Genomic DNA, 15,740 nt, shown 5'->3' on the forward strand with positions numbered 1-15,740 from the left:
TAGGGTTCGCGGCAATGCCGGGTGCGACCGGGACCACATCCAGGGGAAGAACATGCGCATCTTGTTGATCCATACCGGTGGCACCATTGGCATGGCCGCCACCGAGGCCGGCTTCGCCCCCAAGGCGGGCGTGGTCGAGGCGGCGGTGGCCAGCATGGTCGCGGATGGCCGGGTCACCGCCTTGGTCGAGCTTGTGACGATGGACCCGATGATCGACAGTTCGGAAGCGACCCCCAAAGACTGGGCCGCCATCGCCGCACAGGTGTTTGACGCAGAGGGCAAATATGACGCGGTGGTGGTGACCCATGGCACCGATACGCTGGCGTTTTCGGCCGCCGCGCTGTGCCTGTCTTTGCCGGGCGTGACCCTTCCGGTGATCGTGACCGGGTCGATGGTGCCATTGACCGTGCCCGACAGCGACGGTTGGGGCAATCTTGCAGATGCATTGCGCGCGGCAGAACATGCCGAGCCCGGTATCTGGGTGCAATTCGCCGGTCAGCTGTTGCATGGCGGGCGGGTGCGTAAGGCGCATTCAACGGCGCCAAATGCCTTTTGTGCGGCGTCCAGCGATGTGGCTCCGCGAATTGCCGCGGCGGCACCGATGCTTCAGCGTGTTGACCAAAGCAATGTCGCGGTTCTGACGGTGACACCGGGGGGCAGCAGCGCCCTGATGGACTATGGCTGTAGCCAATGTGACGGCATTGTCCTGCGGGTCTATGGCTCTGGCACCGCGCCCGACACAGCGGCGCTGCGCCGCGCCTTGGCCACAGCCCAATCCCGAAAGATCCCGGTGATCGCGATCAGCCAATGCCCCGAAGGCGGCATGCGGTTTGGCACCTATGCCTCGGGCCAGATCTTGCCCGATTGCGATGTGATCGACGGGCGCGATACGACGTTGGAAATGGCCTATGTCAAAATGCAATTTGCCTTGTCATTGCACCGCGGCTTTCCGGCGCAACGTGCATACCTGGAACGTGCTTTGTGCGGCGAACGGGGCATGTGATCTCACCCAAGGTGCTGATCGAAGAGACTGTTGCCGATCTTGCAATTTGTCGAGGTGCCGGGCGATAAAGACCGGCGCATCACCAGTTGATGCGGATCATGCACGAGAGCCTTTCGGACAACGCTGGCCTTTTGCCGCTTTCCCGCCATGCGCAGAATGCGAAGGGCGTCGGCGCGTATGTAGATCCGCGACCCTGACGGGATCATGCCTGCACACCGGCGGCCCTGTGCATTGAAAATCATAAGGCTGGCCACTACCTGATTTGTATCGCGCAGCGACATCTCATTCAGCAGGAGCAGAGTAGTGAAAAAGTGGATTTTGCTGTCCACGACCCTCTTTGGTCTTGGGGTTGTCGGTGCGGTCGGTTTCGCCATCTACAAGATCCACTATAGCCATCCTGGGCGGTTCTCGTCAGAAGTGAGCATGACAGGGCTGAAGCGTACCGTCGAAGGGAACACGCTCACGTCTTATGCGCATCCATCCGCGCGCATCACGTTTCCACCAGAGTATGATTATCTGGGGGCGCAAAGATTTCATCCTCTATGGCACGGTGGAAGCCGAACAATATCTATTTGTGTCGGCGCATTCGGATGGCGCAACCCGATCCATAATCAACGTCCAATTCGAAGCGATATTGCCTGAAGTTGCAGGGGCTTACGATTATTCGGCAGCGCCGCGCGCGACACATATCGGACCTTTGGAGTTCCATGTGGATGCCAATCCTGTTCGGCGGCATTGGCTGGTTCCCAACGGCCTGCCGGGGACCAATTCAGAACGCTACTACAGCTTTGCCGACGACCACGGATTTCCCATACCCAAAGACTATATCTGGTCGCGGTTCGCCTATGTGCCCAAGGACGCCCCCCGCCAGGAGATGCTGATCCTGCAGGTCGAAGATTTGGCACCCAAGGGATTAACCGCTGCTGCGCTGCGCCAGGGCGGCGCACATGCAGAAGACTGGGCAGGACTTCGCGACGCGCACCTGCAACAGCTGGAACAGGGCATCACAATCGAGGCGCTGGACTAGATCAGGAGCGCTGCGCGCAGACCAGATCGAAGACGGTAGATGCAGCTTGAAGTGTGGGGGGGCGACGATTTGCAAGCCAGTCATCCCAAGCAAACATCATTGAGATGCATGTGGAGCCGCGTGACACAAGTGGACTGATTTCAAAGGATTTTCTCGCCTTCCGGTTCAGCACTACTGCACTTCGTGTAGGGAAGTGGCAGCCCGTAGGGGAATCGAACCCCTCTTTCCAGGTTGAAAACCTGGCGTCCTAACCGATAGACGAACGGGCCAGCTGTTGTGGCGTGAGCCGGGTTCTAAGAAAAGCGGGCGCTAGGTGCAAGCGGAAAATTGAAGAAACTGCGACAGAAGTCGATTTGGAGCGTTTTTTTTCGAATTCTCGCGACAACTTATTGATTTTGTTTGAAAATTTTTATTGCGTTATGGTGGGATTTATTGCGATTCAATGGCGTTGGACATGCTTTTGGGCGGCCATTGCCGTTGATCCCAAGAATCGCGCCCGACGCGGGGCCATTTGACGGTGGTCAGCCGGTGGCTTCGGCGGCATCATCCAGCCGCAATTGCACTTTTTGCCGTCCGCCCCAGGTGTTGATGTCCAGTTTGCCGGCAAGGTGGAATCGCTTGCCCCCATGATTTTCGATCGCAGTGCCAATCGCGCTGTCATAGGCGCCAAAGGCAATGGCCTCGATCGGGGGGAAAGACCGTCAGAGAAGCTGAGCCGCAGGTGGCTGTCACCGGCGCGTTTGGCAAAGCGGATTGCCATATCGGGAAAGGCAAAGCGCGGGGCAGGGGCCGAGGCACCGTAGGGCCCGGCCTCTTCAAGGCGGTTCACCAATTCGGGTGAGGCCGCGCCGGGCATGAGCATGCCGTCCAGGCGCAGGTCGGCGGGGCCGCCATCACCGGCACCTTGTTTGGCCAGCAATTCCGACAGCCGCGCCATGGCCGGTTCCAGCATCTGACGTGTCAGGCTCAGGCCCGCGGCCATCTTGTGCCCGCCGCCCTTGACCAGAAGCCCCTCTGCCGCCAGCCGCTGGATCGACGCGCCAAGGTCGACACCGGCCACCGACCGCCCCGATCCCTTGCCGTCGTCGCCATCAAAGCCGATGACAATCGCCGGACGGTTGGTCAGCTCTTTCAGGCGGGACGCAACAATGCCGACAACGCCGGGGTGCCAGCCAGTGCCCGCAGCCCAGACCAGTGGCGCATCCAGCCCGCGCTGTTCCGCCTGATCCAGCGCGGCGGCGCGCACGGCGGCCTCGATCTCGCGACGTTCGCTGTTCAGCTGGTCAAGCCGCTCCGCCATCGCCTTGGCTTCGGCTTCATTTGTGGTCGACAACAGCCGCGCGCCCAGATCCGCCTGGCCGATCCGCCCGCCGGCATTGACCCGTGGTCCCAGCACATAGCCAAGGTGATACGACGACGGCGCAGAATTCGAGCCGCGCCACATCGGACAGCGCCACCAGACCGGTGCGCGCACGATGCCCCATGACCTTGAGCCCCTGGCGGACCAAGGCCCGGTTCACACCGATCAGGGGCGCAACATCGGCCACCGTCCCCAGGGCGACAAGATCCAGAAGCGCCATCAGATCAGGCCCCTGTTTGCCGATCTCGCGCAATTGCCGCCCCAGTTCGACAAGGCAGAGGAACACCACACCAGCGGCGCAGAGATGGCCAAGCGCGCCATCTTCGTCCTGGCGGTTCGGGTTGACCACGGCCACCGCAGCGGGCAGCGTTTCACCGCCAAGGTGGTGATCCAGCACCACCACATCCGCGCCCTTGGCCGCCTCGATTGGCGCATGGCTGAGCGTGCCGCAATCGACACAGATAATCAGGTCGTGACCACGCGCCAGCTCTGCCATGGCGGGTTCATTCGGGCCATAGCCTTCGTCGATGCGGTCGGGGACATAGAGCGTCACCTGCAGGCCAAAATGCCGGAACCAATCTATCAGCAAGGCGGCGGATGTGCCGCCGTCGACATCGTAATCGGCAAAAACCGCCACTTTTTCGCGGGTTTCCAGCGCCCGCAGGATACGGGCCGCTGCCGGTTCCATGTCGCGCATGCTGCGCGGATCGGGCAACAGATCGCGCAATTTGGGATCAAGAAACGCCGTCACCTGATCAGCCTCGACGCCACGTCGCGCCAGCACCAAGGCCAAAGCGGGCGGCAGGGTGGCGGATTGTTCCAGCAGGCTGGCCTGACGTTCAACCGCAATCCCCGGACCAACCCAGCGTCGCCCGGTCAGCGATTGCGTCACCCCCAGATAGGCGCTCATGTCAGTTGCCCTGTGATTTCGGCAACACGACGCGCCGTGGCAAATTCGCCGTGCAGATGTGCCACTGCGGCGCGGTGGCTGTCTTCGGCGCTCATGTCCGGGCTGCCCGCCTGCCAGCTCATATTGGCTGTGGCGGCAAAAGCGGCACAGGCATCATGCGCCAGTGTCACCACGAACCCCAGGTTCGCTGCCATCCGCACCGAAGTCGAAACACAATGCGGCGTTGTCAGCCCGCAGATCACCAGATGCGTCAGGCCCGCGTTGCGCAGATCCTGTTCCAGTGACGTGCCGATAAAGGCGGAATTGACCGACTTCTCATGCAGGGCATCGGTGTCTTGTGGGGCAAACCCCGGCAGAAAATTAGCCCCGTCGCTGCTGCCATGCAGCGGGCTTTGCGGATCGATACTCAGATGGCGCACCATATGCACCGCCCAGCCGGATCTGCGGGCCGCATCCAACAGGGTGCGCGCATGCTGCTCTGCGTCCGGGTTGTTGCGCGCGCCCCAGACTGGGTCATTAAACCCGGTCTGAAAGTCGATCATCACCAGCGCGGTTCTGTTCGGCGGGGTCGCCGGCGATACTGTGGTGGTCGGGGTCATCACTGGGTCGGATTGCGATAGGTCATGCGCCGGACTGACCCGGTTTTTGACCGCATCAGGATGGTTTCGCAGGTGGTCCAGCCCGGTTCGCGCTTCAACGCCGGCAACAAGGACCCGCCGGTCACGCCGGTCGCGGCAAAGATCACATGGTCGGTCACCATATCGTCGCGGGTGTAGATCCGGTCAAAGTCGGTGATCCCGGCCTTCGTGGCGCGGGCCTTTTCATCGTCGTTGCGGAACAACAGCTTGCCATAGATCTGGCCACCCATGCATTTCAATGCGGCAGCGGCCAGAACACCCTCGGGCGCGCCACCCGATCCCATGTACATGTCGATGCCGGTCTTGTCCGGCTCTGCGCAATGCATCACCCCGGCCACGTCGCCATCGGTGATCAGACGGATCGACGCCCCGGTCGAGCGGACTTCGTCGATCATTTCCTGATGGCGGGGCCGTTCCAGGATACAGACGGTGATATCCTCCGGTGAGCAGCCCTTTTCGGTGGCCAGCGCCGACACGCGGGTGGCGGGCGGCATGTCCAGCGTCACAAGACCCTCGGAATATCCCGGCCCGATGGCCAGCTTTTCCATATAGACGTCAGGGGCATGCAGCATTGATCCGCGCGGTCCCATGGCGATCACGGTCAATGCGTTGGGCATGTCCTTGGCGGTCAGGGTTGTGCCCTCCAGCGGGTCAAGCGCGATATCCACCCCCGGACCTTCGCCGGTGCCCACCTCTTCGCCGATAAACAGCATCGGCGCTTCGTCGCGTTCACCTTCGCCGATGACGACAACGCCCTTGATGTCCAGCTTGTTAAGCTGTTCGCGCATGGCGTTGACGGCGGCCTGATCCGCGGCCTTTTCGTCACCACGTCCAATCAGTTTGGCACTGGCAATCGCGGCCTGTTCCGCCACACGGGCCAGGCCCAGAGACAGCATACGGTCGTTGAAATCCTTGGGGGCCATGAGGTTTGATCCTTTGTGTGAACACCGTCCCCATGTGATTACCCTTTGCGGGGAAGGGGCCGCAAGGGGCTTGGCCATTTGCGGCGGGGCGTCATGCGGGGCTGGCTTTGACATCTTGCTGTTGCACAGGGCTGATACTGCGGCCTGCAATTGCTTTCCTTGCGCCAGAGTTGTGTCGATCATGAAACATCTGACTGTCGAAATCGACACCACGTCCTGTGCGGCTGTGCTTGTGCCCAACGGGATTGGCACGCCTTATGACAAGGTCGTGGAGTTGAACGTTATCGGTGGTCACATAACCCGGGTGCTGAGCGATGCGGAGCTGGGATTGTCCGCCTCTCTGGCTGTGCCGGACGGCGCGAAGATGACGGTGCGCTATGGTGTCGAGACAGCGGCGAGCGGGGACCTTTACCCCGAGGCCGCATTCGCCCCGCGACAAAACCAATTCACCCGTGCCGCCGCCGAACTGGCCACAGAAAGCCGGCGGATCGCAGAGGGTGCCGGGCGCGGGCAGGCGGGCATAGAGGCGCTTGTCGCCGAGGCCGAGAGCCGGTTCTCTTATGCACACCCGGAGCACCGGTTTACCGATGGCATGGATATGGTGCCCTATTTGTCCTGCGGGCTGACGCCGGGGTCTTGTGTCGACATCAACACCTATCTTGTCGCCGCGCTACGGGCCGCCGGATATGATGCCGCATATTTCTATGGCTATTTCTTTCCCGAAGAGCGTGCCGGGATCACCCTGGATGGTCATTGCTGGGTGGCCACACGACATGAGGGCGAGATCCTGGAATGGGACATCGCACATCATATCAAGACCGGGCTGGGTGCAACGAAACCCGGCCTGAACCCCCGGCCCGGCAAACGGGTGGCGATCAGCCATTCCATGGGGCATCGTTATGGCGATCTCTGCGATGGATCGCTGATCAAGATCCTCGGTGAACCTTTGGGCCTGAACGCCGATTTGCGCCCGGTTGACGCCGATATCATCGCCCGGCTGGAACCCTGGACCTAGCGCCGCAGTACGACGCCATTGCAACAGACGCCGGTCAGGGGAAGCTCTGGTAAATCACAGATCTGGTGCGCCGGGGCAAATGCTGCCCCAGTTGTTCATCCCCGGTTCCTGAAATCTTGGCCCGATCTCTCGGCCGGACCTTAAGCTCAGAGGTTTTCGATCCGAAACGCCACCGGCGCGCCAACCACGACGTCGGTTGTCTGCATCGCCTCAAGCGCTTCGTCCAGCGCCGCCCGCTGGGTCTTGTGGGTGACGATCAGCACCGGCGCGGCCTCATCAGCATGGCCATATTGGCGCATCTGGTCGATGGAAATGCCCGATGCCGCCAGAACCGCCGCGACCTTGGCCAGCGCGCCGGGTTTGTCCTGCAACGCCATGCGCAGATAATAGGGGGCCGGTGTTGCGCTCTTTGCCGGGGTGGCCTCGGTCAGGGTGGCGGCCGGTTGGCCAAAGGTCGTGACCCGCAGACCACGCGCAATATCCATCACGTCGCCCATCACCGCGCTGGCGGTCGGGCCTTCGCCGGCACCGGGGCCGCGCAGCACAACCTGTTCCACCTGATCACCTTCGAGCACCACCATATTGGTGCCGCCCGGCAATTGCCCAAGCGGAGAGGTTTCCGGCACAAGGCAGGGCGACATACGCTGTTCCAGCCCGCGCCCGGTCATCTGTGCGACGCCCAAAAGCTTGATGCGATAGCCCATATCGGCGACGGCCCGAATATCTTCGATCTTGATCCGGCCAATCCCCTCCAGCTCGACCCCGGCGAAATTCACCTGGGTGCCAAAGGCAACAGCCGACAGCAGCGACAGTTTGTGCCCGGCGTCAATCCCGCCCACATCCAATTCCGGATCCGCCTCAAGATAGCCCAGCTGATTGGCCTCTTCGAACACCACATCATAGGGCAGACCGGCGCTTTCCATCCGCGTCAGGATGTAATTGCAGGTGCCGTTCATCACACCCAACACACGGGTGATCTCATTGCCGGCCAGCCCTTCGGTCAGGGATTTGACCACAGGAATGCCGCCCGAAACCGCCGCTTCGAACCGCAGAACCGCACCGTTGTCTTCGGCCAGTTGCGCCAGCGCCTGACCATGCATGGCCAACATCGCCTTGTTGGCGGTGACAACATCCTTGCCGGCCTTCAACGCCGCTTCGGTTGCGGCCTTGGCCGGGCCATCACTGCCGCCCATGAGTTCGACAAACACATCGACATCATCCCGGGTGGCAAGAACCACGGGATCATCTTCCCAGGCATAAGACGTCAGGTTGACGCCGCGATCCTTGTCGCGGGTGCGGGCCGATACGGCGCTGATTTCAACCGGGCGTCCGCCACGGACCGCCAGAAGATGCGATTTCTGCCGGATGATCTTGACCACGCCAGGCCCCAACCGTGCCCAGCCCGGCAATCCCAAGGCGCAAAGGTTCGGTCATGGCAGGTCCTCCTAAAGGATCAAAAACGGGGTCAATTGTGTTCGCCGCGATGTAGCGGCAACCGGCGCGGGGTGCAACGCCAAGCCCGGTCATATTGGCAAATTCGACGTCAGCGCACACCGCGCGCCATGCGACTGCGGGTGGCGCGGTCAATCACCGGGCTTTGCAGCCCCGCCGCGCGCGCCCGAAGTGCCGCCAAACGCCCCAGCAAAGAGGTCTGTACCTCCAGGGTGGTGGTGCTGTCGGGAATGGCGCGCAATTCTTCGATGCTTAGCAATCGGGGATAGGCCGCCGCCGCGACATCCGGGCCTTCGCTGTTGTCCAGCGCCGGAAATTGGGTGCATCCCAGGACCAGGGTCACGGGCACAAGGCAAAGACACAGCCGGATCAGATGCATGGTCGCTCCCATTCTTTCATGCCTTGTCATGCCGCATGGCGCGGCCAAGGGCAAGGATTGGTGATTGATCTGAACGCGCGTTCAGATCTAAACACCCATATGGCACGTACCCAAGGTTCCCATTCCGACATCACCGGCCCCCGGATCAAATCCGCCGCGCTGAAACTTTTTGCACGCAACGGCTTTGCCGCGGTATCAATGCGTCAAATCGCGGCCGAGGTCGGGGTCCAGGCCGGGGCGCTCTATAACTACACGCCCGACAAACAGAGCCTTTTGTTCTCGCTTCTCAGGGACCACATGGATGAACTTCTGGCGGCCTGGCAGGATACCGCACCGGCGGACACGCCGCTGGCACAGTTGGAATCCTTCACCCGTTTCCACATCCGGTTCAATATCGAACGCCCCGAAGCGATCTTTATCTCTTACATGGAATTGCGCAATCTGGAGGCCGATAACTTTGCCCATATCGAAGCGCTGCGCCGGGCTTACGAAGACAAATTGGAAACCATTTTGCGCGCAGGCCTCGCCACGGGTCAATTCACCATGCCGGACACCAAGATTGCCACAATGGCGGTGATTGCCATGCTGACCGGGGTCAATACCTGGTATCGGGCTGGCGGGCGGCTGTCGCTGACAGAAGTCCAGAAAATCTACTGGGACATGGTGCGCCGCATCGTGGGGGCCTGACTGTCAGACCTGCGCTGGCCTGCGTTGGCTTGCACGGTTTCATCTGACCGAAAATATCCCGGGGGAGTCCCCTTCAGGGGGGGGCGGGGGCAGCGCCCCTCTAGGGTCCTGATACTATGTGCCGCGTCGTTTCACGCGCAGGGTTGGATCGGCTTCGCGTGGGTCTTCGGGCCAGGGATGGCGGGGATAGCGGCCGCGCATGTCGCGGCGCACATCCGCATATGACGTTTCCCAAAATCCGGGAATATCCATTGTGACCTGTACCGGGCGTTGTGCCGGCGACAGCAATGTCACCCGCAAGGGCTGTCCGGCGACGGTCGGATGGACCCGTTGACCAAACATCTCCTGCAAGCGCAGGGTGATCTCGGGATGCTCGCCGCCGTAGTCAATCGGAATTTTCCGCCCCAAAGGCGTGGTAAAGGCCGCCGGCACCGCCCAATTCAACGCCTCTTGCTGATCCCAGGACAGCGAGGCGACCAGCGCATCATGCACGTCAAACGCCTTCCAGTGGTCCGCCGTCTTCACCCCGGTCAAATAGGGCAGAAGCCAATCCTCCAACCCCGCGAGCAAGGCCGCCTCGGACATATCCGGCAGGTCAATCCCGCCTGCGCGTGCCACATGCACCCGTGCCACCAGCCGCGCCGCGCCCTTGGACAGACGCAGGCCCAGATCCCGCACCCCGTCCAGCATCGCCCGCGCCACCGCATCGCTGGGCGCGTCTTTCCAGATCCGGTCCTGCAGCACCACCGCGCCAAACACCTCTTGCTGGCGCGCCACCACTCGCCGGTCGCGTTTCGACCATTCGCAGACATCAACCCAGGCGATCTGATCCTCAAACAATGCGCGGATCTCGCCCTCGGAAATCGCTATCGCCTGGCGAATGCGCGCTTCACGCGGGTTGCCATCGGTGTCGGTGACCACGATCAACCGTTGCCCCGCCAGCGGATCACTGTCGTCCATCACCGCACCTTTGCCGCCGGACAACACATAACGGGGCGCATCGCCCTTGCGGCGCAACCCGATCCGGTCCGGATAGGCAAGAGCCGCCATCTGGGCCGCTGAATGCGCCGCACCGGTCCCGGACCCCGATCCGGGACCTCCCGCAGCCTTGCCGGAGCCCGCACGCCGCAGCCGCTTGGCCTCCTGGCCAATCCGCTCAAGCGCCGGGCGGTTCACCTCATAGGGGCGTCGGTTGCGGAATGCGCGCAGGTCGCGCAGGGCCTCCAGCCGCAGCGCCAGATCCACCGGCGCGCCGCGCAAAGGATCGCGGTCGGCCAGCAGCGCCGCCAACGGCGCGGCCTCCGGCCCGGCCACCGCCAGCATATGCGCCAACCGCGGATGCAGGGGCAGGGCGGCCAGCACCCGGCCATGGGCGGTGATTGCGCCCATCGCGTCCAACGCGCCCAGCATCCGCAACAGTGCCTGCGCTTCGGCCCAGGACCCAGGATTGGGCGGCGTCAGCAGCGGCATGTCCTCAACCGACCCGCCCCAGAGCGCCAATTCCAGCGCCAGCCCGGCCAGATCGGCCACCTCGATCTCGGCAGGGGCAAAGGCGGGCAGCGCGCCTTCTTCGCCACGTGTCCAAAGCCGATAGGACACGCCTTCGGCCACGCGTCCGCCGCGGCCTGCGCGTTGGGTGGCCTCGGCCCGGCTGACCCGTTCGGTCACCAGCCGCGACATGCCCGATCCCGGATCAAACCGCGCGCGACGCGCCCGACCGGCATCCACCACCACGCGAATGTCTTCGATTGTCAGCGATGTCTCGGCGATCGAGGTCGCCAGAACCACCTTGCGCCCGCTGGTTTCCGGTTGGATCGCCGCGCGCTGGGCGGCAAAGGGCAGCGCGCCATACAGCGGGCGAATATTGCATTCAGCGGGCAGGCGGGCTTTCAACAAACCTTCGCAGCGGCGGATCTCGCCCTCTCCGGGCAGGAAGACCAAAACGCCGCCCTCGGTCGCGCTGACCGCCTGAGCCACCAGATCGGCGGTGGCCTCGGCCAGCCGCACTCTTGCCCCCGGTTTGGCCACCAACGGCCGGTCCAGCCACCGGGTTTCCACCGGAAAGGACCGCCCCTCAGAGGTGACAACCGGCGCATCGCCCATCAACACCGCCACCGGCGCAGCATCCAGCGTCGCTGACATCACGATCAGCCGCAGGTCGTCGCGCAGCGCCCCGGCAATTTCCAGACACAGCGCCAGCCCCAGATCAGCATTCAGGCTACGTTCGTGGAACTGATCAAAAATCACTGCGCCCACGCCGGTCAATTCGGCGTCCGATTGGATCATCCGGGTCAGGATACCCTCGGTCACCACCTCGATCCGGGTGTTCCGGCCCACCTTGGCCTCGCCGCGAATGCGGTATCCAACCGTGTCGCCCGCAGCCTCGCCCAGGGTTTCGGCCATACGTTCCGCCGCCGCCCGCGCCGCCAGCCGCCGCGGCTCCAGCATCACGATGCGCCCGGTCACCAGACCAGCCTCCAGCAGCGCCAGCGGCACTCGCGTCGTCTTGCCCGCGCCGGGGGGCGCCTGAAGCACCGCGCGGCCATGCGTCGCCACCGCCGCCAGAAGCTCTGGCAGCGCGGCATCAATTGGCAAAGGGGTCCGGCGTGTCGTCACAAAACGCCTTATCGCCGAATGAGCACCGCCCGTCCACGCAGAGTTTGCACATCCATGCGTTTGACCCGCCATTGGCGGTCATCGCTCGGCTCATAGGTCAGCTCAAAGGGAAATGTCTTGCCTTCCTTCATTGCCTTTTGGGAAAATCCGCCTTCACGGATGTACTGCCCCTGACAGGTCACCAGATCTGTCTGGCGGCGGGGCTGCGATGTTGTCAGGCGAATGCGCCGCTCACCATCAAAATAACTGACATCCAACCGGCAGAGGTCATCGCCCGCCCGGTCGGCCAGCACCTGCCAGATCGCGGTCAGCGGGTCCAGCGTGCCGGCCTGTGTCGCGGGCGGGAGCCAATGGCGCTCTGGTTTTTCGCTTTTCTCCAGCACCGGCACGCCGGCACGATAGGTGATGACCTTGTTGCTTTTGCGCCGTCCGGTGTCTGAATTTTCCTCGTACCGCGCGGGGCGAAACGTGCCGTTGCGCACATGCCCCAGCACCTTTGCATCAAAGCGGAAATCGGTGATCGCCGCAATCAGGCCAGAGGATTTGACCCGGGCCGCAGCGGCATATTGGCCGCCCTCGCGGGTCATGCGGGTTTGCACCTCTCCGGCTTTCAACCCTGAGAAATAGACATCATAGCGGGTCTTTTCCTGGGTCGGCTCTGCGGCCCCGGCAAGGGACATGACCTGGGACAGGATCAGCCCCAGGACCACCCCGGATGTGCGAGAAAAAGGTTTCATCTGTTGTCCGTTTTGCGGTTTTGCCGCCAAAGTCAGTTCTGAATGGCTGCGCTGCTCTGGACTAGTTGGCCAGTGGCGTGCACAAAATGCCAGAACTGACCGGACCGCCCGGACCCGCGCGCAATTCCCCGCGCATTCCCCGGCTGGGCCTGTGCGGAATGATGCCGGTCAACACCCAACCGGCCAAAAAGGATGGCAGAGCAGATGGACATTTCCGACCTTGCAACCCGGGTTCTGGACGGTGACAGGCGGGCCTTGGCCCGTGCGATCACCCTGATTGAAAGCGGTCGGGACGATCACCGTGCAGAGGCGACCAAATTGATCGACCGGCTGCGTCAATCCGGGCGGCAGGCGCTGCGGATCGGGTTGTCGGGCACGCCGGGGGTGGGCAAATCCACCTTTATCGAAAGTTTCGGGTTGATGTTGACCGGGCAGGGGCTGCGGGTGGCGGTTCTGGCGGTTGACCCTTCGTCGGCGCGGTCGGGTGGGTCCATTCTGGGTGACAAAACCCGGATGGAGCAGCTGACCCGTGACCGCAACGCCTTTATCCGTCCTTCGCCCAGCCAGACCCATCTTGGCGGTGTGGCGCGCCGCACGCGGGAGGCGGTGGCGCTGTGTGAGGCGGCGGGGTTCGACGTGGTGTTGATAGAGACCGTCGGCGTCGGCCAATCGGAAACCGTGGTGTCAGAGATGGCGGATCTGTTCCTGTTGCTGCTGGCCCCGGCGGGCGGCGATGAATTGCAGGGCGTCAAACGCGGCATCATGGAGATTGCGGATCTGATTCTGGTGAACAAGGCAGACGGCGATCTGAAGTCGGCCGCAACCCGGACCTGTGCGGATTATTCCGGCGCGTTGCGTCTGCTGCGCAAACGCCCGCAGGACCCCGCCGGATTCCCAAAGGCCATGACGGTTTCGGCGCTGCATCTGGAGGGGCTGGAAAAAGCCTGGGATGAAATGCAGACGCTGGTGACCTGGCGGCGCGAGAATGGTCATTTCGATGGCCGTCGGGCGGAACAGGCGCAATTCTGGTTTTCCGAAGAAGTGCGCCAAACCCTCTTGGCGCGCCTGCAAACGCCAGCCGCAAAAGATGCGATGGCGATGCTGTCGGCCCGTGTGGCCGCAGGCGAGACAACCCCGACACGCGCCGCCCAGGATATGGTGGCCCGGCATTTGGGCGGATGACGGCGGTCCCGCTCTTTGACGGCGATCTGATCCGCGCCAGCGTGTTCAATCCCGGTCAGCCGAAGCTGTTTGTCAGCTTCCGCCAGCGGATCGCCGACCCCGGCAGCTTTGCCGAGCCGAAACCGGTGCGCAGTTTCATCAATCAGGGCATGACCCATCTGCACCTGCAGTCGCGTTTGAATGATTGGTATATCAACAGCGAAACGGCGGCGTTGGAGGGCGTTCTGACGGAATTTTCCGCCCGCTTCGAGCAGGCCTGTGCGATGGGGTTCTCGATGGGGGGATATGCGGCCTTTCGCTTTGCTGCGGCGCTGCGACTGGGGCGGATCATTGCGGTGTCACCGCAATATTCCATTGCGCCAGAGCATGTGCCGTTCGATCGCCGCTACCGCGATTGTGCGGGGGATTCGCGCTCGACGCTGGCGATCTTGGCCCGCGCGGCACAAAAGTGGCGGGTGTGATCCTGGCCGATCCGTTTCGCCCGCTGGATATCCGCAATGCCGCCCTGATCCAGACCGCATTTCCCGCCATGCGGCTTGCACGGTTGGCCGGCGGCGGCCATCCCGCAACCGGGGTTCTGGGCGAGGGCGGAAAATTCGCCAAACTACAGGCGCAATTGGTCAAACCGGTGGTGCCGGTGCGCCGCGTCGTCATGTTGCACCGCAATTCCCGTCGCAAAAGCGTGAAGTACTGGCTACATCTGGCAAAACAAGCAGAAAAATCCGGGCGTTTGCCGCTGGCCCGTCATGCAGAAGTCCGCGCATCGATGCTTTTGCATCAGGCGGATTGAACATCCGGGCGCGGGAATGTAAAGCCTATGCAACAGGCTCTTGACGATTCCCGGCTTGGGGCTTAATAGCCTGAAAACCAATTTCCGGGCACTGCAACGCGGTGCCCTTGATTTTTGTGGGGCGCGCCCGGGCAAATGCTCGTTGTCCTGCTTGAGAACCATGAGGAAGATGACATGTCGCGCCGCTGCGAATTGACCGGAAAAGGCCCGATGACTGGCAACAACGTCAGCCACGCCAAAAACAGAACCCGTCGTCGGTTTCTGCCGAACCTGAATGATGTGACCCTGCAATCCGAAACGCTGGGCCGTGGCGTCAAGCTGCGGATCTCTGCATCGGCTCTGCGTTCGGTCGACCATCGTGGTGGCCTGGACAAGTTCCTTGCCAAAGCCAAGGATGTTGAACTTTCGGACAATGCGCTGAAAGTCAAAAAAGAGATCGTGAAAGCGCAAGCTGCCGAGGCATAAGCCAGCTTTCGGGATCTACGGCGCGGGACGCCCCCAGTGGGGCGACCATGCGGCCAGAGGATCCGATCCAAAAATCAACGCAGACGCTTCGGTGTCCGCCAAACCCTCGTCGGCCCACCCGGCGGGGGTTTTTCTTTGCCCGGATTTTGGCTGCTTTGGCGTGTCGCTTTTTTAAATGCGGCAAAACGGCGGGCCCTTCATCTTAAATTTACGTAACGTCATCTATCCCTTCGGATAGGTGGAATAGCCAGATGCACTTTTGCTGCACCGCCGCACGTCGGCTACATTCAAACGGTCGAAGAGTGGTTTGTTTCGGGGCGTCGTACCCCTGGCTCGGATTGGGGTGCCTGCAAGGGTCCTGGTTCGCAAAAACCTTGGAACAGGCCACTCGCGACACCCTGACCGGCATGGCCGGGTCAGGATGTGCAATCGGGCAAACCCGGCGGGGCAGGCGTGCCAACCCTCACATGCGGTGGCGGGCGGCGCGGGGTGAACAGCGCCAACTGCATGAAAATGCAAGATCTTCAATCACAGTCACGGCGCCAAACGCCCGCCG

At 62.5% G+C, this 15,740-nt stretch carries 14 protein-coding genes, 1 tRNA gene and 2 pseudogenes; 8 read left to right on the forward strand and 9 right to left on the reverse strand.

The features are described 5' to 3' along the window. Positions 1-52 precede the first annotated feature (52 nt). Positions 53-1,003 carry an asparaginase gene (locus AC0L4F_RS22290; protein ID WP_244691547.1) on the forward strand — a complete coding sequence of 317 codons (951 nt, stop codon included), beginning with the start codon at positions 53-55 and terminating at the stop codon, positions 1,001-1,003. Between the two features lie 2 nt (positions 1,004-1,005). Here the strand turns inward: AC0L4F_RS22290 and AC0L4F_RS22295 are convergent, their stop codons facing one another. Continuing rightward, on the reverse strand, positions 1,006-1,377 hold the full coding sequence (locus AC0L4F_RS22295; RefSeq protein ID WP_244691548.1) for a hypothetical protein: 372 nt from the start codon (positions 1,375-1,377) through the stop codon (positions 1,006-1,008). Positions 1,378-1,511: 134 nt separating this feature from the next. Between AC0L4F_RS22295 and AC0L4F_RS22300 the strand changes: the two genes are divergently transcribed. Continuing rightward, positions 1,512-2,030, forward strand: coding sequence for a hypothetical protein (locus AC0L4F_RS22300; RefSeq protein WP_244691549.1), 519 nt, complete (start codon positions 1,512-1,514; stop codon positions 2,028-2,030). Between the two features lie 194 nt (positions 2,031-2,224). On the opposite strand, the gene AC0L4F_RS22305 is transcribed toward AC0L4F_RS22300, so the two are convergent. The 4 genes and pseudogenes from AC0L4F_RS22305 to glpX all read right to left on the reverse strand — a co-directional run bounded on the left by AC0L4F_RS22305 (position 2,225) and on the right by glpX (position 5,861). After that, a tRNA-Glu gene (locus tag AC0L4F_RS22305) sits at positions 2,225-2,299 on the reverse strand. A gap of 252 nt (positions 2,300-2,551) precedes the next feature. Beyond that, positions 2,552-4,300 (reverse strand): annotated as a pseudogene (gene recJ, locus AC0L4F_RS22310) (single-stranded-DNA-specific exonuclease RecJ). Further along, on the reverse strand, positions 4,297-4,899 hold the full coding sequence (locus AC0L4F_RS22315; protein WP_244691550.1) for an isochorismatase family protein: 603 nt from the start codon (positions 4,897-4,899) through the stop codon (positions 4,297-4,299). Before AC0L4F_RS22315 ends, recJ begins: the two are co-directional and overlap by 4 nt. Beyond that, the gene (glpX, locus tag AC0L4F_RS22320; protein ID WP_244691551.1) at positions 4,899-5,861 is read right to left on the reverse strand and encodes a class II fructose-bisphosphatase; all 963 of its coding nucleotides are present in this window, start codon (positions 5,859-5,861) and stop codon (positions 4,899-4,901) included. Before glpX ends, AC0L4F_RS22315 begins: the two co-directional genes overlap by 1 nt. A gap of 181 nt (positions 5,862-6,042) precedes the next feature. Between glpX and AC0L4F_RS22325 the strand changes: the two genes are divergently transcribed. Further along, the gene (locus AC0L4F_RS22325; protein ID WP_244691552.1) at positions 6,043-6,876 is read left to right on the forward strand and encodes a transglutaminase-like domain-containing protein; all 834 of its coding nucleotides are present in this window, start codon (positions 6,043-6,045) and stop codon (positions 6,874-6,876) included. 146 nt (positions 6,877-7,022) lie between these two features. Here AC0L4F_RS22325 and AC0L4F_RS22330 read toward each other — a convergent pair. Both AC0L4F_RS22330 and AC0L4F_RS22335 read right to left on the reverse strand, forming a co-directional pair. Next, positions 7,023-8,310: pseudogene (locus AC0L4F_RS22330) on the reverse strand (homoserine dehydrogenase). A gap of 109 nt (positions 8,311-8,419) precedes the next feature. Continuing rightward, positions 8,420-8,719, reverse strand: coding sequence for a hypothetical protein (locus AC0L4F_RS22335; protein ID WP_244691553.1), 300 nt, complete (start codon positions 8,717-8,719; stop codon positions 8,420-8,422). Between the two features lie 87 nt (positions 8,720-8,806). Here AC0L4F_RS22335 and AC0L4F_RS22340 point away from each other — a divergent pair, with 87 nt between their 5' ends. After that, entirely contained in the window at positions 8,807-9,394 is a 588-nt protein-coding gene (locus AC0L4F_RS22340; RefSeq protein WP_244691643.1) for a TetR/AcrR family transcriptional regulator, read from the forward strand. A gap of 114 nt (positions 9,395-9,508) precedes the next feature. Here AC0L4F_RS22340 and hrpB read toward each other — a convergent pair whose 3' ends face one another. Next, positions 9,509-12,010 (reverse strand): ATP-dependent helicase HrpB, encoded by a 2,502-nt coding sequence (gene hrpB / locus AC0L4F_RS22345; protein ID WP_244691554.1) that lies wholly within the window; start codon positions 12,008-12,010, stop codon positions 9,509-9,511. 8 nt (positions 12,011-12,018) lie between these two features. Further along, the gene (locus tag AC0L4F_RS22350; RefSeq protein WP_244691555.1) at positions 12,019-12,747 is read right to left on the reverse strand and encodes a DUF3108 domain-containing protein; all 729 of its coding nucleotides are present in this window, start codon (positions 12,745-12,747) and stop codon (positions 12,019-12,021) included. Between the two features lie 192 nt (positions 12,748-12,939). On the opposite strand from AC0L4F_RS22350, the gene meaB reads away from it, so the two are divergent. The 4 genes from meaB to rpmB all read left to right on the forward strand — a co-directional run bounded on the left by meaB (position 12,940) and on the right by rpmB (position 15,184). After that, positions 12,940-13,929: a methylmalonyl Co-A mutase-associated GTPase MeaB gene (gene meaB / locus AC0L4F_RS22355; protein ID WP_280520736.1), complete on the forward strand. Its 990-nt coding sequence runs from the start codon at positions 12,940-12,942 to the stop codon at positions 13,927-13,929. Beyond that, on the forward strand, positions 13,926-14,390 hold the full coding sequence (locus AC0L4F_RS22360; protein ID WP_244691556.1) for a hypothetical protein: 465 nt from the start codon (positions 13,926-13,928) through the stop codon (positions 14,388-14,390). Before meaB ends, AC0L4F_RS22360 begins: the two co-directional genes overlap by 4 nt. Further along, positions 14,378-14,719, forward strand: a complete 342-nt coding sequence (locus tag AC0L4F_RS22365) for a hypothetical protein (protein ID WP_244691557.1) — start codon at positions 14,378-14,380, stop codon at positions 14,717-14,719. Before AC0L4F_RS22360 ends, AC0L4F_RS22365 begins: the two co-directional genes overlap by 13 nt. 174 nt (positions 14,720-14,893) lie before the next feature. Further along, the gene (gene rpmB / locus AC0L4F_RS22370) at positions 14,894-15,184 is read left to right on the forward strand and encodes a 50S ribosomal protein L28 (RefSeq protein ID WP_244691558.1); all 291 of its coding nucleotides are present in this window, start codon (positions 14,894-14,896) and stop codon (positions 15,182-15,184) included. Positions 15,185-15,740 lie beyond the last annotated feature (556 nt).

Source organism: Marinovum sp. J2-8 (genome assembly GCF_055808435.1).